This window comes from Sinorhizobium prairiense (assembly GCF_029201645.2).
Classification (GTDB): Bacteria; Pseudomonadota; Alphaproteobacteria; order Rhizobiales; family Rhizobiaceae; genus Sinorhizobium; species Sinorhizobium meliloti_A.
The window spans coordinates 2,401,216-2,419,587 of the sequence record NZ_CP104131.1 but is presented as its reverse complement, the minus strand read 5'-3'; the positions used below and the strand labels follow the sequence as shown (position 1 = coordinate 2,419,587).

Below are 18,372 nucleotides of genomic sequence, written 5' to 3'. Positions count from 1 at the left end.
CGTAGTGCGATCATGAGGGCACAATCAAGGGTCAGGAGAAACACTCATGTATGAACTCGGTCATTTCATCGACGGCAAGCGCGTTGCCGGCACGAGCGGTCGCGTCAGCAACATCTTCAACCCGGCAACGGGCGAAGTTCAAGGCACCGTGGCGCTGGCGAGCGACGCGGACCTGGCCGCCGCCGTCGAGAGCGCCAAGGCTGCCCAGCCCAAATGGGCCGCAACCAACCCGCAGCGCCGCGCCCGCGTCTTCATGAAGTTCGTCCAGCTCCTGAACGACAACATGAACGAGCTGGCCGAGATGCTTTCCCGCGAGCACGGCAAGACCATCGACGACGCCAAGGGCGACATCGTGCGCGGCCTCGAAGTCTGCGAATTCGTCATCGGCATTCCACACCTGCAGAAGAGCGAATTCACCGAAGGCGCCGGTCCCGGCATCGACATGTACTCGATCCGCCAGCCGGTCGGCGTCGGCGCCGGCATCACCCCGTTCAACTTCCCCGGCATGATCCCGATGTGGATGTTCGCCCCGGCGATCGCCTGCGGCAATGCATTCATCCTCAAGCCTTCCGAACGCGATCCCTCCGTGCCGATCCGCCTTGCCGAACTGATGATCGAAGCCGGTCTGCCGGCGGGCATCCTCAACGTCGTCAACGGTGACAAGGGCGCGGTGGATGCGATCCTGACGCATCCCGATATCGCCGCCGTTTCCTTCGTCGGCTCGACCCCGATCGCCCGCTACGTCTATGGCACGGCGGCGATGAACGGCAAGCGTGCGCAATGCTTCGGCGGCGCAAAGAACCACATGATCATCATGCCGGACGCCGACCTTGACCAGGCGGCCAACGCCCTCATCGGCGCCGGCTACGGTTCCGCGGGCGAGCGCTGCATGGCGATCTCGGTCGCCGTTCCGGTCGGCGAGGAAACCGCAAACCGGCTGATCGACAAGCTTGTTCCGATGGTCGAAAGCCTGCGCATCGGTCCCTATACCGACGAAAAGGCCGATATGGGCCCCGTCGTCACCAAGGAGGCGGAGCAGCGCATCCGCAGCCTGATCGACAGCGGCATCGAGCAGGGTGCGAAGCTCGTGGTCGACGGCCGCGACTTCAAGCTGCAGGGCTATGAGAACGGCCACTTCATCGGCGGCTGCCTCTTCGACGACGTCACACCCGACATGGACATCTACAAGACCGAAATCTTCGGACCCGTCCTGTCGGTCGTCCGCGCCAGGAATTACGAAGAGGCCCTGTCGCTGCCGATGAAGCACGAATACGGCAACGGTGTCGCCATCTACACCCGCGACGGCGATGCGGCGCGCGACTTCGCCTCCCGCATCAATATCGGCATGGTCGGCGTCAATGTTCCGATCCCGGTTCCGCTCGCCTACCATTCCTTCGGCGGCTGGAAATCCTCGTCCTTCGGCGACCTCAACCAGCATGGGCCGGACTCGATCAAATTCTGGACGCGGACGAAGACGATCACATCCCGCTGGCCGTCCGGCATCAAGGATGGAGCCGAGTTCTCGATACCGACGATGCGATAACGCGGCAGCGAACGCCTGCTTCGACCGGGGCCTCCTTCGGGAGGCCCTCCGATTGGATCGAGGAGGCGGCGCGAATAACCGTTCGTCCCACTGGAGCCGTCACGAAAACGGCGGGCATGCGCCCGCCGTCCTCGTATTGCTTAGATCGTCGGTCTCAGTCCTGCGGGCCGTCGTTGTAGCCGATCTTGTCGACGATTTCCGAGGCCTTCTTGCGGTTTGCCGCGATTTCCGCAAGCGGCAGCGTGTCCGGCTTGATCTCACCGAAGGACTTCACGACTTCCGATGGTTCGGCGCCCGGCAGAACCGGATACTCGAAGACCTGTTCGGCATAGATTTTCTGCGCTTCGCCTTCCGACAGGAATTCCATGAGTTTGAGGGCATTTTCCTTGTTCGGCGCGTTCTTGGCGAGCGCCATGCCGGAGATGTTCACATGCGTGCCCCGGTCCTTGGTGTTCGGGAACAGCACCTTGATCGCCGAAGCCCATTCCTTCTGCTCGGGCTCCTTCTCGTTGGTGATCATAAGGCCGACATAGTAGCTGTTGCCGAGCGCAATGTCGCATTCGCCGGCGAAGATCGCCTTGGCCTGGTCCCGATCGCCGCCGTCCGGCTTCTTGGCGAGATTGTTCCTGAGGCCGGTCAGCCATTTTTCCGCTTCGGCTTCGCCGTGGTGCGCGATCATGGAGGCGAACAGGCCGACATTATAGGAGTGCTGGCCGTCGCGGGTGCAGATCTTGCCCTTCCACTTCGGGTCGGCGAGTTCCTCATAAGTGATGTCGTCCTGCGCGACGCGCTCCTTCGAGGCATAGACGACGCGGCCGCGTGTCGTCAGGCCGAACCAGTTGCCGTCCGGATCCCGGAAATGGTCGGGAATGTCCTTGTTGATGGTCTCGTTGACGACCGGCTGCGTCACGCCCGCGTCCTTCGCTTCGGTCAGGCGGCTGATGTCCACGGTCAGAATCACGTCGGCTGGAGAGTTTGCGCCTTCCGCCTGGATGCGCTCGACAAGACCCTTGTCGAGGAAGAGGACGTTGGTCGCAATGCCCGTCTTCTCGGTGAAGGCGTCCAAAAGCGGCTTAATGAGGTCCGGCTGCCGGTAAGAGTAGATGTTGACCTCTCCGTCGGCTCGGACCGCCGTAGAGGCAAGAAACGTCGCCGCTACGGACAGCGCTCCGATCAGCGCTTTTGAAATTTGCATGGTGCTCTCTCCTTTTTCGTGTTTTAAACTTAACTAACTCAATCATATTTCTGCCGTCCGCCGGCGCGTCAGTCAACAGCGAAAAGGTAAAGAGATAACCTTCGTGAATATTTCCACTTTTTGGAATTGTTCCAAACTGCGATCCGTCCTATATGATGAGGCACGAATTTATCGAATCCGGAGCAAAAAATGCGTCTGACGAAGCAAACCAACTACGCGGTACGCATGTTGATGTACTGTGCTGCGAACGGCGAGAAGCTCAGCCGCATTCCCGAGATTGCCAGGGCTTACGGCGTATCCGAGCTGTTCCTCTTCAAGATTCTGCAGCCGCTCACGAGAGCCGGCCTGGTCGAGACGGTGCGCGGCCGCAACGGCGGCGTCCGCCTGCCGAAGCCGGCGTCGGAGATCACCCTTTTCGACGTCGTCAAAGTCACGGAAGACAGTTTCGCCATGGCGGAATGCTTCGAGGCGGGCGAGATCGACTGCCCGCTGGTGGACAGCTGCGGCCTCAACGCCGCGCTGCGCAAGGCGCTGAACGCCTTTTTCGAAGTGCTTCAGGGGTACACGATCGACGACCTGGTCAAGGCCAGGCCGCAGATCAACTTCCTCCTGGGCCTGGAAGAACCGGTGCGCCCGCAGACCTCGGCCGCCTGAGTTCACTCGCGTCTGCGAGCTTGCGGCCGAGAGGCTCTGCCCTGAAGCAGCGTGAGAGCGGGACGGAAAACCCACGCATGCCGCGGCACGTATGCTGGCGGCAACTCACCCGCGAAATGCTCGTCCGGTCGACAGGTCTCGCTTCCGGCGGGCGATCTCGGCACCTTGAAGGTAGCGAGCATTTTCGAGGTCGAATGTTTCCCTTCGACAGCGCAGCTTAGAGTTTATCTGCATTCCCCTTGAGAGTTCGCGACTCGCATTGCTTGCCCCGGAACCGCGGCTGCCGGCGAAAGTCGGGGATAGTTCCGCATGCTCTGTTTGCGGAAGAATTTTTCGCATAGACAAAATTCCAAAGCGACTTATTGCATTGCGACGCCAAATGTCGTTCCATCCGCCCTTGACCGGGTGTAAACGTCATGCCGTGTCAGATAAATTGCGAGAACAAAAACAAATCTGGGAAGCAAGCTCATGAAAAAGCTCACTACTCTCTTGGCAGCGACGGCGATTGCCACGCTGATGGCCGGCACCGCCTGGTCGAAAACGTTCGTCTTCTGCTCGGAAGGGTCGCCGGAGGGCTTTGATCCCGGCCTCTATACGGCCGGCACGACCTTCGACGCTGCCGCGCATACCGTCTACAGCCGTCTTCTCGAGTTCAAGAAGGGCACGACGGAGACCGAGCCCGGGCTCGCCGAAAGCTGGACGATTTCCGACGACGGCCTTGAATATACTTTCAAGCTGCGTCCCGGCGTCAAGTTCCAGACGACCGAGTTCTTCACCCCCACTCGCGAACTGAACGCCGACGATGTGATCTTCTCGATCGAGCGCCAGTGGAAGTCCGACCATCCGTGGCACGGCTACGTAACCGGCGGTTCCTGGGAATATTTCGCCGGCATGGGCCTGCCGGAACTGCTCGAGTCGGTCGAGAAAGTCGACGACATGACGGTCAAGATCAAGCTGAAGCGCAAGGAAGCGCCGTTCCTCGCCAATCTTGCCATGCCCTTCGCTTCGATCATGTCGAAGGAATATGCCGACAAGCTGCAGGCCGAAGGCAAGATGAACCAGCTCAACCAGATGCCGCTCGGCACCGGTCCTTTCGCCTTTGTCGGCTACCAGCAGGACGCGGTCATCCGCTACAAGGCTCATCCGGACTTCTGGGGCGGAAAACAGAAGATCGATGATCTGGTCTTCGCGATCACCACGGATGCGGCCGTTCGCTTTCAGAAGCTGCAGGCCGGCGAATGCCACCTGATGCCCTATCCGAACGCGGCCGATGTGGAAGCCATGAAGGCCGATCCGAACCTCAAGGTGATGGAGCAGGCCGGCCTCAACGTCGCCTATCTCGCCTACAACACGACGCAGGCGCCTTTCGACAAGGTCGAAGTGCGCAAGGCCCTGAACAAGGCGATCAACAAGCAGGCGATCGTCGATGCCGTCTTCCAGGGACAGGCGCAGCCGGCGGTCAACCCGATTCCGCCGACGATGTGGTCCTATAACGAACAGATCGAAGACGACACCTACGATCCGGAAGCGGCCAAGAAGATGCTCGAGGATGCCGGCGTCAAGGACCTTTCGATGAAGGTCTGGGCAATGCCTGTCGCGCGTCCCTACATGCTGAACGCCCGTCGCGCCGCCGAACTGATGCAGGCGGACTTTGCAAAGGTCGGCGTCAAGGTCGAAATCGTTTCCTACGAATGGGCGGAATATCTCGAGAAGTCCAAGGCGAAGGACCGCGACGGTGCGGTCATCCTCGGCTGGACGGGCGACAATGGCGACCCGGACAACTTCCTCGACACTCTGCTCGGTTGCGATGCCGTCGGCGGCAACAACCGCGCGCAGTGGTGCAACAAGGAGTTCGACGACCTCGTCACGAAGGCGAAGGAAGCATCCGACGTCGCAGAGCGCACCAAGCTCTACGAGGAAGCGCAGGTCATCTTCAAGCGCGAAGCTCCCTGGGCAACGCTCGACCACTCGCTCTCCATCGTCCCGATGCGCAAGAATGTCGAAGGCTTCGTGCAGAGCCCGCTCGGCGACTTTGCTTTCGACGGCGTTGATATTGTAGAGTAATCTTATCGACAGATCCGAAGGGGGCGTTTGCCGCTGGCGAGCGCCCCTCTTCCTTTTGCCAGTGCCGCCACTCATGCGGGCACGGTTGGCATGAGGTTTGACTATGTTCCGATTCCTTCTGGGGCGTTTGGCAGTGCTGATCCCGACTTTCATCGGGGTTTCCATCATCGCCTTTTCCTTCATCCGCCTGCTTCCCGGCGATCCCGTGGCGCTGCTTTCCGGCGAACGGGTGATGTCGCCGGAGCGGCACGCCGAGATCTCCCACCAACTGGGCTTCGACCGCCCGATCGTGATGCAGTACCTGGATTATCTCTGGGGCGTTCTGCAGGGCGACTTCGGAACGTCGATCGTCACCAAGAAGCCGGTGATCGATCAGTTCATGGAGCTCTTCCCGGCGACCGTCGAGCTGTCGCTCTGCGCCATCATCTTCGCGGTGGTCGTCGGCATCCCCGCTGGTGTCGTCGCGGCAGTCAAGCGCGGGTCCATCTTCGACCAGATCATCATGGGCACCGCGCTCATCGGCTTCTCGATGCCGATCTTCTGGTGGGGCCTGCTGCTGATCATCGTCGTCTCCGGCATTCTGCAGTGGACGCCGGTGTCCGGGCGTATCTCGTTGATGTTCTTCTTCCCGTCGGTCACCGGCTTCATGCTGATCGACTCGCTATTGTCCGGCCAGGAAGGGGCGTTCCAGTCGGCCTTCAATCACCTCATCCTGCCGACGATCGTTCTCGGCACCATTCCGCTCGCCGTCATTGCGCGCCAGACCCGCTCTGCAATGCTCGAAGTGCTTTCCGAGGACTATGTGCGCACGGCACGTGCCAAGGGGCTCTCCACCTTCCGTGTGGTCGGCATTCATGCGCTGCGCAATGCGATGATCCCTGTCGTCACCACCATCGGCCTGCAGGTCGGTGTGATGCTGGCGGGCGCGATCCTGACGGAGACGATCTTCTCCTGGCCGGGGATAGGCAAATGGATGGTCGATTCGGTCTTCCGGCGCGACTATGCCGTCATACAGGGCGGGCTTTTGATCATCGCCGCGGTCATCATGCTGGTGAACCTCGCCGTGGATCTGCTCTACGGCCTGATCAACCCCCGCATCCGGCACTGAGGAGAGCGATATGACCGAAGTTACCGCGACAACCGCCATATCGACCGATCCGACGCGCCGGGCGCGTCTCGCCGAATTCTGGTACTATTTCTCGGAGAACCGCGGCGCCGTTATCGGCCTGTTCTTCTTCCTGTTCCTGGTGCTGCTCGCCATCTTCGCTCCGCTGGTGGCACCCCATAACCCGACCATCCAGTTCCGCGAGGCGGTGCTGCTCCCGCCCGTCTGGCAGGAAGGCGGCCGCGCGACTTTCCTGCTCGGGACCGACGCCGTGGGCCGCGATATGCTCTCCCGTCTCATCTACGGCACACGGTTCTCGCTCTTCGTGGGCGTCATCGTGACGGTTCTGTCCCTGACGGGCGGAATCCTCGTCGGCGTCATCGCCGGCTATTTCCGCGGGTGGATCGACACGGTCATCATGCGGATCATGGACATCATCCTGGCCTTCCCGTCGCTCCTGCTGGCGCTCGTCCTGGTGGCGGTGCTGGGGCCGGGCCTCACCAATGCGATGATCGCGATCGCGCTGGTTTTCCAGCCGCATTTCGTCCGCCTGACGCGGGCGGCGGTGATGACGGAGAAAACGCGCGACTACGTCGTGGCGGCGAAGGTCGCCGGAGCCGGACATGCGAGGCTGATGTTCAAGACCATCCTGCCGAACTGCATGGCCCCGCTCATCGTCCAGGCGACGCTCTCGTTTTCGAGTGCGATCCTCGATGCGGCGGCACTCGGCTTCCTGGGTATGGGTGCGCAGCCGCCGACGCCGGAATGGGGAACGATGCTGGCGGAAGCACGCGAATTCATCCTCCGTGCCTGGTGGGTCGTGACGCTTCCCGGCCTCGCTATCCTCGTGACCGTTCTGGCAATCAATCTGATGGGCGACGGCCTGCGCGACGCACTCGACCCCAAGCTGAAGAGGTCCTGACATGGCGCTTCTCGAAATCGAAAACCTCGTCGTCGAATTCCAGACGGCGTCCGGGCCGTTCCGAGCCGTCGACGGCGTCTCGCTCAAGGTGCATGAGGGCGAGGTCCTGGCGATCGTCGGGGAATCGGGCTCCGGCAAATCCGTGTCCATGCTTGCCGCCATGGGGCTTCTGCCCTGGACCGCCAAGGTGACCGCGGACAAGCTCGCCTTCAACGGACGGGATCTATTGAAGATGCCGGCCTCCGACCGGCGCAAGATCGTCGGCAAGGACATTGCGATGATCTTTCAGGAGCCCATCGCCAGCCTCAATCCGTGCTTCACGGTCGGTTTCCAGATCGAGGAAGTGCTGCGCATACATATGGGTCTCGACCGGGCAGCGCGGCGCAAGCGCGCGATCGAGCTGTTCGATGCGGTCGGCATTCCCGACCCCGCCGAGCGCCTCGGGCACTTTCCGCACCAGATGTCGGGCGGGCAGTGCCAGCGCGTGATGATCGCCATCGCGCTTGCCTGCAACCCTAAACTGCTCATCGCGGACGAGCCGACGACCGCACTGGACGTGACGATTCAGAAGCAGATCCTCGATCTCCTGATGAAGCTGCAGCAGGAATACCGCATGGGCCTTATCATGATCACCCATAACATGGGCGTCGTAGCGGAGACGGCGGATCGCGTCATCGTGCAGTACAAGGGCCGGAAGATCGAAGAGGCGGATGTCCTTTCGCTGTTCGAGTCGCCGAAGAGCAATTATACCCGCGCGCTTCTCTCGGCCTTGCCGGAGAATGCGACGGGAGACCGGTTGCCGACGATTTCCGAACTTTTCAATGAGCAACAGATGCTCGAGGGAGCTGCTCGATGACCCATGTTCTCGAAGCCCGCAACCTGGTGCGCGACTATCATATTCCCGGAAACCTGTTCCGTGCGGCGCGCACCGTTCATGCGCTGAAGGGCGTAAGCTTCACGGTCGACGAGGGCAAGACGCTCGCGATCGTGGGCGAAAGCGGCTGCGGCAAGTCTACGCTCGGACGCATCATCACGCTCATCGACCCGGCGACGGCGGGCGAGCTGTCGATCGACGGCAAGACGGTCGACATCGCGCGCGAGGGGCTGACGGCGGAGATGCGCCGCAAGGTTCAGATCGTCTTTCAGAACCCTTACGGCTCCCTCAATCCTCGCCAGAAGATCGGCGATATTCTCGCGGAACCGCTCATCATCAACACCAAGGTTCCGGCAGGCGAACGCCGAGAGCGGGCAATGGCGATGTTGAAGAAGGTCGGCCTCGAGGAGAAGCACTACAATCGCTATCCGCACATGTTCTCCGGCGGCCAGCGGCAGCGCATTGCGATTGCCCGTGCGCTGATGCTCAATCCTAAGCTTCTGGTTCTGGATGAGCCGGTTTCGGCGCTCGACCTCTCCGTACAGGCGCAGGTTCTGAACCTGCTCGCCGATCTGCAGGACGAATTCAAGCTCACCTATGTCTTCATCAGTCACGATCTGTCGGTGGTGCGCTACATCGCCGATGACGTAATGGTGATGTATTACGGCGAAGCGGTCGAGTATGGCAGCCGGGACGCGGTATTCTCCGACCCGCAGCACGATTATACGAAGACGTTGTTCGCGGCGACGCCGCGGGCGGATGTTGCCAGCATCAAGGCCCGGCTCGCCCGGAAGAATGCCGCCTGAGCGGAAATACGTATCACCCAAATGCCGGCAGACCGTTGTTCGGCCCAACACCAGGATGAGGATTATGGAAATCAAGCGTTTCGAAAGCGGCTCGAGGATGAGCCAGGCCGTGGTCTACAACAACACGGTCTATCTCGCCGGCCAGGTCGGCAATGCCGGCGACGACGTCGTCACCCAGACGAAGCAGGCGCTGGCGGAGGTCGATCGTCTGCTGGCGCTCGCAGGCACGGACAAGACGCGCATTCTTTCCGCGACCGTCTGGCTCGCCGACATGGCGGATTTCGCCAAGATGAATTCGGTCTGGGACGCCTGGGTGCCTCAGGGCCACGCGCCGGCGCGCGCGACCGGCGAAGCGAAACTCGCAACCCCGGAATATCTCGTCGAAGTCATCGTGACGGCAGCTCTCTAAGACGTTTCACGCAAGCAGATATACGCTCCACTTTCCCCGCCGTCGGCCCCTCGGCCGGCGGCGTTTTGCTGCCGTCCTTACACGCTTGTCGCGCAGGAACGATTTCCGCAGTTGCGGCGTTTATCGGTGCGTTCCGCAAGGAGGATGAGACATGCTCTACCGGATGCCAGGACCCGTCGTGACGTGCCGGTATTCGGCATGGATCTCTTCCCGCGCACGCCGCAGGGCGTGGCCTAAACATTGCTGATCACCATCGGTGGGCCTGGCCTGCTTTCCGCCACGCTTCACCTGTCCCGCTTAAGCGACATTGAGCAAGGCTTCGCGGGGGCATCCGGGGTGGAGTGCGCCACCTCCTTCCCGCATTCGCGAACGAACTGTTCGCCGCACGAGCGTTTGAGAGGTAGGTGCCGATGGACATAGTCGGGCGGACGACGGCCGAGCGTCGACGAAAGCGCGAAGCGGAGAGGGAAATCGCGCTAGCCGAGGCATCGGCGATTGTCGCCCGAAAACGCGACAGCATCGATCTCGCCGGCGCGTGGAGCGTCATTGGACTGTTCGTGATCGCCTGCGCGGCCGTCGTTTATGCGATGGAAGCGATCCTCCTGCCGATCACGCTCGCCGTCGTCATCGGCATCGTTCTCGGCCGCGCTGCCGATGAACTGGCCCGATTCGGGCTGCCGCCCATGTTCGGCGGCCTTTTGCTGGCGCTTTGCTTTCTGCTTGGCCTGTCATACCTGGTCAATGCCATCCTCTGGCCGATCACCGAGGTCGCGCGCGAGGCGCCGCGGCTGGTCGAAGGCCTCATGGAGCGGATACTGCCCTATCTGCAGCGCTTCGAATGGATAAACGTAGCGCTTGCCCGCGGCAGCGGAGAAGAGGCTTTCGCCGACGTCATCGTCAAGAATGCGGGACCGTTGATCGGCGGCGCGGCGGCAAGCCTGACGCCCGCTTTGGTGCAGACCCTGATCTTCCTGGCCGCGCTTGTGCTCTTCCTGCTGGGGCGCGTTCAGTTGCGCAGCACGATCATTCTCGCTTTTCCCAGCCGCGAAGGTCGCCTGAGCGCGATCCGGATCATGAACGCCCTGGAGGATGCGCTTACGCATTATTTCTCGACCGCCAGCCTGATCTATCTGGCGCTGGGCTTCATAACCATGGTCATTGCGCTGGTCGGCGGATTGGCGATGCCCCCGCTTTGGGGGCTGTTCGCCTTCGTCTCGAGTTTCATTCCCTATCTCGGGGTCACCTTCATGACCCTCTCTTTGCTCGTCGGCGGACTGATGACGCATGATGCGCTCATCGTGGCCATCGCCCCGGCGGTCGCCTTCTTCACCGTTCACCTCGCCATGGAAAATCTGCTGGTGCCCGCCATCCTCGGCCAACGCTTCGATATCAACCCGTTCCTGGTCTTCGTCGCGATCATTTTCTGGACGTGGATGTGGGGTGCTGTCGGGGCGCTCCTCGCCTTTCCGCTTTCGCTGATCGCGATGATCATATTCGAGCAGACCCTGCTGCCGCAGCCGGAACGCCAGTTGCCGGGCTGATCCTTCATGCGCGCGTCTCATAAGACGCGCGGCGCTGTAGGAAAGTTTTCGGAGGACTGCAATCGCTCCCCACCTCATCCCTGTGACGAGCACAGGAATGAGGGAATCGAACAAGCGGCGGCGGGTGACCCGAATCTCAACAGGCCTTAGAGCACTTCCAGGAAAAGCGTGTAACGGTTTTCCGTCCGGAAGCGCGTTGGACCAAAGGGTTGGAGCATTTCAGCGTTTCCATGAAACAGGAAATGCTCTAGCTCGCTCCGGCCTGCGCATGTTCGTCGAAGAAAAGAGCCTGACTGATCAGCGCCTTCACGGTTTCCGGGTTGAAGGGTTTGGTCACCAGAAAGGCCGGCTCGGGTTTCTTGCCGGTCAGTAGCCGTTCGGGAAAGGCGGTGATGAAGATGACCGGTACGGCCGCCTGCGTCAGGATGTCGTTGACCGCGTCTATGCCCGAACTGCCGTCGGCCAGCTGGATATCCGCGAGCACCATTTTCGGCGATGTCTGGTGATAGAGATCAAGCGCCTCGCGGCGCGTGCGGGCGATCCCGGTGACCCGGTGACCGAGGCTCGTCACCATGTCCTCGATGTCCAACGCGATGAGAGGCTCATCCTCGATGATCATCACGTCGGTCGCGATCTGGCGCGAAATCTCCTCCGAGGCGCTGGTCAGCAGCTTGCCGAAGGCGCCGTGGTCCAGCCCCATGATTTCCGCCGCCTCGCCGGTCGAGAAACCCTCAAGGGCGACGAGAAGGAATGCCTGTCTCTGGGGCGGCGCGATGAGGGAGAGATTGGAAGCCGCCTTCTGCTCCCATGCGAAAGGCGAAGCGAGCTGAGTTCGGTCGATCTTGAGTTTTCCGAACAGGGAACAGAACAGCTTGTAAAGACCGATGCGATCGTTCGACGCGGCCGGGAAAAGCCCCAGATCGTCGATCAGCGCTTCGAGCACGGCAGAGACATAGGCATCGCCGGCTGCCTGCGAGCCGGTGACGGCACGGGCGTAACGCCGAAGATAGGGGAGGTGGGGCGCAATCCTTGTGGAAAGTGGCATTTAGACCTTCCTAAACTATTGTGCATATCTTGCCGACGGCGCAAGCAGGATACCTCAAATGTTTTGAGCACGTATTCCGGTTTATGGAAAGCCTTGAGAAACAATCGCGGCAAATGAATTGGGCGACCGGCTGCTGCGACCTTGGATGGGATTGGCTGAAGCTTATTCCGACAGGCACGAAAAGCGCCGCATCAGGTACCGTGGACCTGAAATGGCGCGGAACTGCAGCCCGCACGGAACGGGAAGATGAAGAAGTCCTCAAAGAAAGGCGCCGTGCCAGCGGGGATCGACCGCGCCGAGACGACGCAACCTCACGGTCAAATCGCTTCGAAGCTGAAGGCGCTCTACCAGACGGTGGAGAACGAACCCGTGCCGCAGCACTTTCTGGACCTTCTGCACCGTCTGGATGAGGCCGAAGAACGACCGCGCGAGTGACGCCGCAGCTTTCACGCTGGCGGCCACCGACAAAACGAGCCGCCCCGGCAGGAGCGCGGCCCCGAGAACTATCCGTATCAGCAGCGCGCCGTGTAGCGGCGGCCGTAGCGGTCGCGATAGACGCAATAGCCGGGCTCGTTCGCACGACCGATAAGGGCACCGGCGACACCGCCGACAGCGGCACCTACCGCAGCTCCCCTGACATCATTGGATATGGCACCGCCGATGATACCGCCGGAGGCAGCGCCGATTGCCGCACCTCGTTCCGTTTGCGTGCAGGCAGCCAAGGGAAGGATCAGGCTTGCGACGACGAGTAACTTCTTCATGACGCGTTCCTATTCAGGGTTGACACAGAACTGCTGGAGATGCCGAGCATAGTCTTCGTTGGAAATGCGCACCGAGGCATGGCTGGAGCCGCTGCGATGCTCATCTGAGCGTCGGTCCCCGCTGGAGGGGTGGTCACAACAGGCGCCGCCAAGGCTTGCATTCCCATCTCCCATGGATGCCGCCGCCGCGGCGCTTGTTATTGTCGCCAAAACGCCGATTGGCGCCTTTTGTTCCGCGCGCGATGACGCCGGCGCGCATGCCTGTTGCCGGAGGGACACGGAGCGGTCGTCATTTATGCGACTGGCGTTCGGCACGTTCCAGAGTTTCGAGCAGCGCCTGGATCCGCTTGTTGTACTTTTCCTCGGAGTGCCGCTGAAGGTCGCGCATCGTCCTGCCGATATGGAGATTCCGATCACGCAGATCGGTCTGATAACGGCCCGCATCGTTTACGGTCTTCCAGATATGTCGCGATGGTATCTTCATTGTCTTCCTGGAGATTCTTTCAATCCGAACAACGCCAAGCGCTTTCGAAGGTTCCTCTCGCTTGCACGCGAAATATAAGTTCGGTTCTATTTGCGGTTCTCTTGGTTAATCAATGCTTTCTGAACCGGGTAGACAACCTCGCACCGCGCAGCCACGGCCGGCCCGGGAACAAAGGCGAGCCGACACGCGTTTCGATTTCGATAACGCTGACAAGGAGATAGCAGATGCTCTATTACGCTCTCGTGTTCCTGATCGTCGCGATCATCGCCGGTGTCCTCGGCTTCGGCGGAATTGCCGGCGCATCGGCGGGAATTGCGCAAGTCCTGTTCTTCCTGTTCCTCATATTCCTCGTGATCTCGCTCGTAGCGGGTCTCATCCGCCGAACGTGAGCCTCCAGGCGGGGCTTGCCGCCCGCAAAAAAAGGTGCCGATCGATAAGGGGTGGAGCTCTCGTCTCCACCCCTTTCCAGTTGTGGTGTGACGCTCTGTTCCCTTGCCCTGCCGGGTTCGCTTGGCTATTCATGCGAATATCCGCCGCGCATATCAGGACACCATCTCCCATGAAATCCCTGGAAGTTGTCGTCGTGAAGTGACGCGGCACGGCGGCATGACGGATAGGAGCATCTGCACATGAAGACGGACGTAGTGGTTCTCGGTGCCGGCATTGTCGGCATTTCCAGCGCGATCCATCTGGCTCGGCTTGGAAAGTCGGTGGTGCTTCTGGATCGGCGCGGCGCCGGGGAGGAAACGTCCTTCGGCAATGCAGGCCTGATACAGCGCGAGGGCGTCTTCCCCTACGGCTTCCCGCACAATTTCGGAGCGCTTTTCCGTTACGCCCTGAACAACACGATCGACGCCAGCTATCACTTCCGTGCGCTGCCCAGTCTCGTGCCGTTCCTCGCGCGCTACTGGTGGCACTCGGGCTTCACCCAGCACCAGAAGATTGCTCATCTTTATGCACCGCTTATCGAACATTCGATCGCGGAACATCAGGACCTGATCGACGCGTCCGGCGCCGGCGACCTCATTCGCAAGGATGGCTGGATGAAGGTTTTCCGCACCGAGAAGGAGCGGGACGCGGCCTATAAGGACGCAGAACGGCTTTCCGCCGGGTTCGGAGTCAATCACCAGAAGCTTTCGACCAGCGAGCTGAAGACGATCGAACCATCCATCCAGGTCGAACTCGCCGGCGGCCTGCGCTGGACGGATCCGTGGTCGATCCGCGATCCGCACAGCCTGAACAAGGCATATCTCGCCTACTTCCAGTCGCTCGGCGGCCGGCTCGTTTCCGGGGATGCCGCGACACTGGAGCACATTCTGGAAGGGGCGGGATGGCGTGTCGCCACACCGGACGGCCCATTGGAGGCGCGGGAGGTCGTCGTCGCGCTCGGGCCGTGGGCCGACACGGTTACGCGAAAGCTCGGCTATCATTTCCCGCTCGCCGTGAAGCGCGGCTACCACATGCATTACGGCGCCCGGGAGGGCGCTCAACTCAACAACTGGGTGCTCGACGCCGAGAAGGGATATTTCCTGGCGCCGATGCTGCGCGGTATCCGGCTGACGACCGGCGCCGAGTTCGCACTGCGCGATGCGCCGAAAACGCCGGTGCAGCTGACGCGGGCGGAGCGGGTCGCTCGCGAATTCTTCCCGCTCGCCGAGCGGCGCGACGAGGAGCCGTGGATGGGCGCGCGGCCCTGCACGCCCGACATGATGCCCGTTATCGGCAAGGCTCCGCGACACGAAGGCCTCTGGTTCGCCTTCGGCCACGCGCATCACGGTATGACGCTAGGGCCGGTCACCGGCCGCGCGCTGGCACAGGCGATGACGGGTGAGAAGCCCGTAATCGACATCGCGCCGTATCGGCCGGAGCGCTTCCTCGCATAGAGGATGAGGAGGAGTGTGTTCGATGGTTTTAGCTTTAGCCGAGCTAAAACCATCGTGATCTGGAGCGCCCTTGTGCCTCCAACTGACCACGGGCTCTCCAGAAGCATAAAAAGACGGGGGGAGATTGTCGGCCCCCGCCTGTCGCCTGAACTTTCGATCAGATGCAATTTCCCTTGTAGAGGTATTTGGCGACGTCCGGCTCGGCGATGTTCGCCTTGGTCGCGGTTACGGTGCCGGTGCCTATCGGCGTCTCGACGGGCTCGCCTTTGACGGCAGCGACGGCCTGCTTGAAGCCAATATAACCCATCTCGAAGGGCTGCTGGATGACGAGAGCGTCGAGCAGACCTTCGTTCAGGGCCTCGATCTCGGCATCGTCGGCATCCACTGCGACGGCGACGACGCTGTCGGCGGTCTCGGTTGAACGAATGCCGCCGGCGACGCCGATCGCCGGGTTGTTGGACTGCGATACGACGCCGATGAGGTCGGGATGGGCGCTCATGAGCGACACGAAGGCCTGCTGCGCCTTCGGTATGTCTTCACTGGCAAACTGATTTCCGATGTAGGTAAGGTTCGGATGATTTTTGATCTCTTCCTCGAAGCCCCTGATCCGGGCATCGACGGTGGAGATGCCGGGAATGCTGTTGATCTGCGCCACCTTGCCGGACTTTCCTTCCAGTGCTTTCGCCAGCGCCTTGGCGGTTTCCCGGCCGACATTTTCATTGTCGGTGCCCACCACGGCAGCCAGTACAGACGGGTCATCAAGGGTGGTGTCGACGGCAACGATCTTGGCACCGTTGGCCGCCGCCTCCATAAGCGGCGCGATCAGTGCGGTCGAGCTCGTCGGATCGAGCACGATGGCGGAAGGACTCGTCGCCATGACGGAGTTCAATACGGGGATTTGTTCGGAAGCTGAGTAAGTCGGGGCGGCCTGGATGTTGACCTTCACGCCTAGCTCCTCAGCGGCGGCGCGGGCGCCGCAGGCGATGGCCTCATGGAAGCCGCTGTTACGCTGGCCGAGAACCAGCGATACGCTGATGTCGTCCGAAGCCGCGGCGACTGTTGCCGACAGCGTGGTGGCGGCAAGCAGGAAAGCAAGTCTCTTGGTCATCTTCGTCATTGTGTTCCCTCTTGTGGTTGTGGTTGGAGGTCAGGAGGAGCGGGAGCGGCGTCGGTACTGGTCGAGCAGCACGGCCGCGAGAAGGACGATGCCCACAGCGACTTCCTGCCAGAAGCTCGGCAGGCCGACGATGATCAGGCCCGAAGCCAGGACGACAGGGATGAACACCCCGGCTGCCGTACCGTACATGGAGCCGACGCCGCCGAAGAGGCTTGCGCCACCGAGGACGACAGCCGTGATCGCCTTCAGATTGTCCATGGCGTGGCCCGAAATCGTCGTGGACGAGAAGCGGGCAAGGGTGAGATAGCCGGCCAAGCCGGCACAAACGCCGGAAATCACATAGATCGATACGATATGCCGATCGACCTTGATGCCGGCGCGGCGCGCGCCTTGCTCGTTGGATCCGACTGCATAGGTATAGAGGCCGAAGCGGGTCATATGCAGAGCGATGCCGGCGATGGCCGTAAAGACGCAGGCGATCAGCACGATGACCGGAATGCCCCGAGACGGCCGATGCCGATCGAGGTAACGATTGATCGAGGCACCCCGGTCAGGTCGACGCCGCCGGTCATCAGCCGGGCCAACCCGAGCGCGATGCCCATGCTGGCAAGTGTGACGATCAGCGGCGTAAGCCGGGCTCTGGCGATGAGGAGGCCGTTGACGAGCCCCCAGATCGCTCCGGAGGCAAGCGACACGACAAGCCCGAGCACCGGCACCCAGGACGCATCCGAGCCAGTTGCACGCATGGCGATCAGCGACGCGACGCTTGAGAAGACAAGCACGGCGCCAACCGACAGATCGATACCGGAGGCGATGATGACATAGGTCATGCCCACGGCGAGGATCATCATCATCGAAGCCTCGATCGCCATGTTCCGCAGGTTGATACCGCTCAGAAACGCGGCGGGCGCCATGACCGTGAAGATCGCTATGATGATGATAAGCGAACCGAAGATCATCAGTTCCGGACCGTCCAACAGCCGGCGGATCAGGGGCTTTGGCGGCGAAGCGTCATGCAGCATGGAAGGCTGGTCCTTGGTCGTCGTGTGGTCGGATGCGGTTTCGACGGTCATGCCGCGGCTCCTTCGCGTTCGAGGGCGCCGGTCATCGCTGCGACGAGCTCGTCGGAGGTAACCGCACCGGTGGCATAGGTCGCAACGCGACGGCCGTGGCGAAGCACGGTGACGCGGTCCGACACCGCAAGGACATCCGGCATGCTGTGGCTGATGAGCACGACGGAGATGCCGGTGTCTCGAACGCGGCGGATGAGGTCGAGCACGTTGCGCGTCTGCGCAACGCCGAGCGCTGCGGTCGGTTCGTCCATGAACACCACCCGTTTCGCCCACATCAGCGCGCGTGCAACCGCGATGCCCTGGCGCTGTCCACCGGAGAAATTGGCGACGGCCGCGCGCAGGTCGGGAACGCGCACGCCCAGACGGGTAAAGGACTCCTGGGCCCTGCGCCGCATCAGCGTCTTGTCGAGAAAGCCGAGGCGGCCCATCAGTCCGGGGGCGGCGATCTCGCGGCCGAGATAGAGGTTCTGCACCGCATTGAGATCGACCGCCAGCGATAGGTCCTGGTAAACGGTTTCGATGCCGTGTGTGCGGGCGTCGAGCGGGCTGTCGAAATGGACCGGCTTTCCATCGACAAGGATCTCGCCGCTGTCCGGCTGGAGCACGCCGGAAAGAATCTTGGTCAAGGTCGATTTGCCGGCACCGTTGTCGCCGATGAGGGCGACGATTTCGCCCTCATGGACATCGAAACTTGCGCCTTGCATGGCGCGCATCTGCCCGAAGCTTTTTTCGATATTGCGAGCAGCGAGGATCGGGGTTGTCATGGCAGTCTCCAGACTAGAAAAGCGATCATGGTTCGTCGGGCTCCAACAACGTTCAGGTGCGCGTTGCACGGGCGGCGCCACCCGACGGTGCTTTCCGCCCGCCTCCATGGCGGGTGTCGGTTCGAAAGCAGC

At 61.6% G+C, this 18,372-nt stretch carries 20 protein-coding genes; 13 read left to right on the top strand and 7 right to left on the bottom strand.

Annotation, left to right across the window (positions count from 1 at the left end; translation table 11 throughout):
- Nucleotides 1-46 precede the first annotated feature (46 nt).
- Nucleotides 47-1,543, top strand: a complete 1,497-nt coding sequence (locus N0Q91_RS14350; protein WP_100669491.1) for a CoA-acylating methylmalonate-semialdehyde dehydrogenase — start codon at nt 47-49, stop codon at nt 1,541-1,543.
- A gap of 154 nt (nt 1,544-1,697) precedes the next feature.
- Here N0Q91_RS14350 and N0Q91_RS14345 read toward each other — a convergent pair whose 3' ends face one another.
- The gene (locus N0Q91_RS14345; RefSeq protein ID WP_275596731.1) at nt 1,698-2,738 is read right to left on the bottom strand and encodes a Fe(3+) ABC transporter substrate-binding protein; all 1,041 of its coding nucleotides are present in this window, start codon (nt 2,736-2,738) and stop codon (nt 1,698-1,700) included.
- 189 nt (nt 2,739-2,927) lie between these two features.
- On the opposite strand from N0Q91_RS14345, the gene rirA reads away from it, so the two are divergent.
- The 8 genes from rirA to N0Q91_RS14305 all read left to right on the top strand — a co-directional run bounded on the left by rirA (nt 2,928) and on the right by N0Q91_RS14305 (nt 11,113).
- Nucleotides 2,928-3,392, top strand: coding sequence for an iron-responsive transcriptional regulator RirA (rirA, locus tag N0Q91_RS14340; protein ID WP_018094280.1), 465 nt, complete (start codon nt 2,928-2,930; stop codon nt 3,390-3,392).
- Between the two features lie 468 nt (nt 3,393-3,860).
- Nucleotides 3,861-5,456 (top strand): ABC transporter substrate-binding protein, encoded by a 1,596-nt coding sequence (locus N0Q91_RS14335; RefSeq protein WP_018094281.1) that lies wholly within the window; start codon nt 3,861-3,863, stop codon nt 5,454-5,456.
- A 103-nt stretch (nt 5,457-5,559) separates the two neighbouring features.
- Nucleotides 5,560-6,564 (top strand): ABC transporter permease subunit, encoded by a 1,005-nt coding sequence (locus tag N0Q91_RS14330; protein ID WP_018094282.1) that lies wholly within the window; start codon nt 5,560-5,562, stop codon nt 6,562-6,564.
- Between the two features lie 10 nt (nt 6,565-6,574).
- Nucleotides 6,575-7,483, top strand: a complete 909-nt coding sequence (locus N0Q91_RS14325) for an ABC transporter permease subunit (RefSeq protein WP_018094283.1) — start codon at nt 6,575-6,577, stop codon at nt 7,481-7,483.
- A gap of 1 nt (nt 7,484) precedes the next feature.
- Nucleotides 7,485-8,339: an ABC transporter ATP-binding protein gene (locus N0Q91_RS14320; RefSeq protein WP_018094284.1), complete on the top strand. Its 855-nt coding sequence runs from the start codon at nt 7,485-7,487 to the stop codon at nt 8,337-8,339.
- The gene (locus N0Q91_RS14315; RefSeq protein ID WP_018094285.1) at nt 8,336-9,163 is read left to right on the top strand and encodes a dipeptide ABC transporter ATP-binding protein; all 828 of its coding nucleotides are present in this window, start codon (nt 8,336-8,338) and stop codon (nt 9,161-9,163) included. The genes N0Q91_RS14320 and N0Q91_RS14315 overlap by 4 nt, the downstream gene beginning before the upstream one ends.
- 64 nt (nt 9,164-9,227) lie before the next feature.
- On the top strand, nt 9,228-9,572 hold the full coding sequence (locus N0Q91_RS14310) for a RidA family protein (protein ID WP_018094286.1): 345 nt from the start codon (nt 9,228-9,230) through the stop codon (nt 9,570-9,572).
- 410 nt (nt 9,573-9,982) lie between these two features.
- Nucleotides 9,983-11,113 (top strand): AI-2E family transporter, encoded by a 1,131-nt coding sequence (locus N0Q91_RS14305; protein ID WP_275596730.1) that lies wholly within the window; start codon nt 9,983-9,985, stop codon nt 11,111-11,113.
- 247 nt (nt 11,114-11,360) lie between these two features.
- Here the strand turns inward: N0Q91_RS14305 and rsiB2 are convergent, their stop codons facing one another.
- Entirely contained in the window at nt 11,361-12,158 is a 798-nt protein-coding gene (gene rsiB2 / locus N0Q91_RS14300; protein ID WP_018094288.1) for a PhyR-type response regulator RsiB2, read from the bottom strand.
- A 246-nt stretch (nt 12,159-12,404) separates the two neighbouring features.
- Here rsiB2 and N0Q91_RS14295 point away from each other — a divergent pair, with 246 nt between their 5' ends.
- Nucleotides 12,405-12,593, top strand: coding sequence for a NepR family anti-sigma factor (locus N0Q91_RS14295; protein ID WP_275596729.1), 189 nt, complete (start codon nt 12,405-12,407; stop codon nt 12,591-12,593).
- Between the two features lie 77 nt (nt 12,594-12,670).
- Here N0Q91_RS14295 and N0Q91_RS14290 read toward each other — a convergent pair whose 3' ends face one another.
- The gene (locus tag N0Q91_RS14290) at nt 12,671-12,919 is read right to left on the bottom strand and encodes a YMGG-like glycine zipper-containing protein (RefSeq protein ID WP_003527142.1); all 249 of its coding nucleotides are present in this window, start codon (nt 12,917-12,919) and stop codon (nt 12,671-12,673) included.
- Nucleotides 12,920-13,091: 172 nt separating this feature from the next.
- On the opposite strand from N0Q91_RS14290, the gene N0Q91_RS14285 reads away from it, so the two are divergent.
- The 3 genes from N0Q91_RS14285 to N0Q91_RS14275 all read left to right on the top strand — a co-directional run bounded on the left by N0Q91_RS14285 (nt 13,092) and on the right by N0Q91_RS14275 (nt 15,286).
- Nucleotides 13,092-13,481, top strand: a complete 390-nt coding sequence (locus N0Q91_RS14285) for a hypothetical protein (RefSeq protein ID WP_234819184.1) — start codon at nt 13,092-13,094, stop codon at nt 13,479-13,481.
- A 146-nt stretch (nt 13,482-13,627) separates the two neighbouring features.
- The gene (locus N0Q91_RS14280) at nt 13,628-13,792 is read left to right on the top strand and encodes a DUF1328 domain-containing protein (protein ID WP_003527150.1); all 165 of its coding nucleotides are present in this window, start codon (nt 13,628-13,630) and stop codon (nt 13,790-13,792) included.
- 240 nt (nt 13,793-14,032) lie between these two features.
- A complete protein-coding gene (locus N0Q91_RS14275) occupies nt 14,033-15,286 on the top strand; it encodes an NAD(P)/FAD-dependent oxidoreductase (RefSeq protein WP_100669483.1) in 1,254 nt (417 codons plus the stop codon).
- Nucleotides 15,287-15,443: 157 nt separating this feature from the next.
- Here the strand turns inward: N0Q91_RS14275 and N0Q91_RS14270 are convergent, their stop codons facing one another.
- Genes N0Q91_RS14270 through N0Q91_RS14255 form a run of 4 tightly spaced genes read right to left on the bottom strand, consistent with a single transcriptional unit; the run spans nt 15,444 to nt 18,240 of the window.
- Nucleotides 15,444-16,403, bottom strand: a complete 960-nt coding sequence (locus tag N0Q91_RS14270) for a substrate-binding domain-containing protein (RefSeq protein ID WP_275596728.1) — start codon at nt 16,401-16,403, stop codon at nt 15,444-15,446.
- 30 nt (nt 16,404-16,433) lie between these two features.
- Nucleotides 16,434-16,889, bottom strand: coding sequence for an ABC transporter permease (locus tag N0Q91_RS14265; RefSeq protein ID WP_275596727.1), 456 nt, complete (start codon nt 16,887-16,889; stop codon nt 16,434-16,436).
- Nucleotides 16,883-17,476, bottom strand: coding sequence for an ABC transporter permease (locus tag N0Q91_RS14260; protein WP_275596726.1), 594 nt, complete (start codon nt 17,474-17,476; stop codon nt 16,883-16,885). The genes N0Q91_RS14265 and N0Q91_RS14260 overlap by 7 nt, the downstream gene beginning before the upstream one ends.
- Nucleotides 17,473-18,240, bottom strand: coding sequence for an ATP-binding cassette domain-containing protein (locus N0Q91_RS14255; protein ID WP_100669477.1), 768 nt, complete (start codon nt 18,238-18,240; stop codon nt 17,473-17,475). The genes N0Q91_RS14260 and N0Q91_RS14255 overlap by 4 nt, the downstream gene beginning before the upstream one ends.
- Between the last annotated feature and the right edge of the window lie 132 nt (nt 18,241-18,372).

What these genes read in the sequence shown, in the direction of transcription:
- N0Q91_RS14295 (WP_275596729.1), top strand. Translation starts at nt 12,405, where the DNA reads ATGAAGAAGTCCTCAAAGAAAGGCGCCGTGCCAGCGGGGATCGACCGC.
- N0Q91_RS14345 (WP_275596731.1), bottom strand. Translation starts at nt 2,738, where the DNA reads ATGCAAATTTCAAAAGCGCTGATCGGAGCGCTGTCCGTAGCGGCGACG.
- N0Q91_RS14290 (WP_003527142.1), bottom strand. Translation starts at nt 12,919, where the DNA reads ATGAAGAAGTTACTCGTCGTCGCAAGCCTGATCCTTCCCTTGGCTGCC.
- N0Q91_RS14280 (WP_003527150.1), top strand. Translation starts at nt 13,628, where the DNA reads ATGCTCTATTACGCTCTCGTGTTCCTGATCGTCGCGATCATCGCCGGT.
- N0Q91_RS14350 (WP_100669491.1), top strand. Translation starts at nt 47, where the DNA reads ATGTATGAACTCGGTCATTTCATCGACGGCAAGCGCGTTGCCGGCACG.
- N0Q91_RS14310 (WP_018094286.1), top strand. Translation starts at nt 9,228, where the DNA reads ATGGAAATCAAGCGTTTCGAAAGCGGCTCGAGGATGAGCCAGGCCGTG.
- N0Q91_RS14285 (WP_234819184.1), top strand. Translation starts at nt 13,092, where the DNA reads ATGGATGCCGCCGCCGCGGCGCTTGTTATTGTCGCCAAAACGCCGATT.
- N0Q91_RS14325 (WP_018094283.1), top strand. Translation starts at nt 6,575, where the DNA reads ATGACCGAAGTTACCGCGACAACCGCCATATCGACCGATCCGACGCGC.
- N0Q91_RS14270 (WP_275596728.1), bottom strand. Translation starts at nt 16,403, where the DNA reads ATGACGAAGATGACCAAGAGACTTGCTTTCCTGCTTGCCGCCACCACG.
- N0Q91_RS14275 (WP_100669483.1), top strand. Translation starts at nt 14,033, where the DNA reads ATGAAGACGGACGTAGTGGTTCTCGGTGCCGGCATTGTCGGCATTTCC.
- rsiB2 (WP_018094288.1), bottom strand. Translation starts at nt 12,158, where the DNA reads ATGCCACTTTCCACAAGGATTGCGCCCCACCTCCCCTATCTTCGGCGT.
- N0Q91_RS14305 (WP_275596730.1), top strand. Translation starts at nt 9,983, where the DNA reads ATGGACATAGTCGGGCGGACGACGGCCGAGCGTCGACGAAAGCGCGAA.
- N0Q91_RS14255 (WP_100669477.1), bottom strand. Translation starts at nt 18,240, where the DNA reads ATGACAACCCCGATCCTCGCTGCTCGCAATATCGAAAAAAGCTTCGGG.
- N0Q91_RS14335 (WP_018094281.1), top strand. Translation starts at nt 3,861, where the DNA reads ATGAAAAAGCTCACTACTCTCTTGGCAGCGACGGCGATTGCCACGCTG.
- N0Q91_RS14330 (WP_018094282.1), top strand. Translation starts at nt 5,560, where the DNA reads ATGTTCCGATTCCTTCTGGGGCGTTTGGCAGTGCTGATCCCGACTTTC.
- rirA (WP_018094280.1), top strand. Translation starts at nt 2,928, where the DNA reads ATGCGTCTGACGAAGCAAACCAACTACGCGGTACGCATGTTGATGTAC.
- N0Q91_RS14320 (WP_018094284.1), top strand. Translation starts at nt 7,485, where the DNA reads ATGGCGCTTCTCGAAATCGAAAACCTCGTCGTCGAATTCCAGACGGCG.
- N0Q91_RS14315 (WP_018094285.1), top strand. Translation starts at nt 8,336, where the DNA reads ATGACCCATGTTCTCGAAGCCCGCAACCTGGTGCGCGACTATCATATT.
- N0Q91_RS14260 (WP_275596726.1), bottom strand. Translation starts at nt 17,476, where the DNA reads ATGACCGTCGAAACCGCATCCGACCACACGACGACCAAGGACCAGCCT.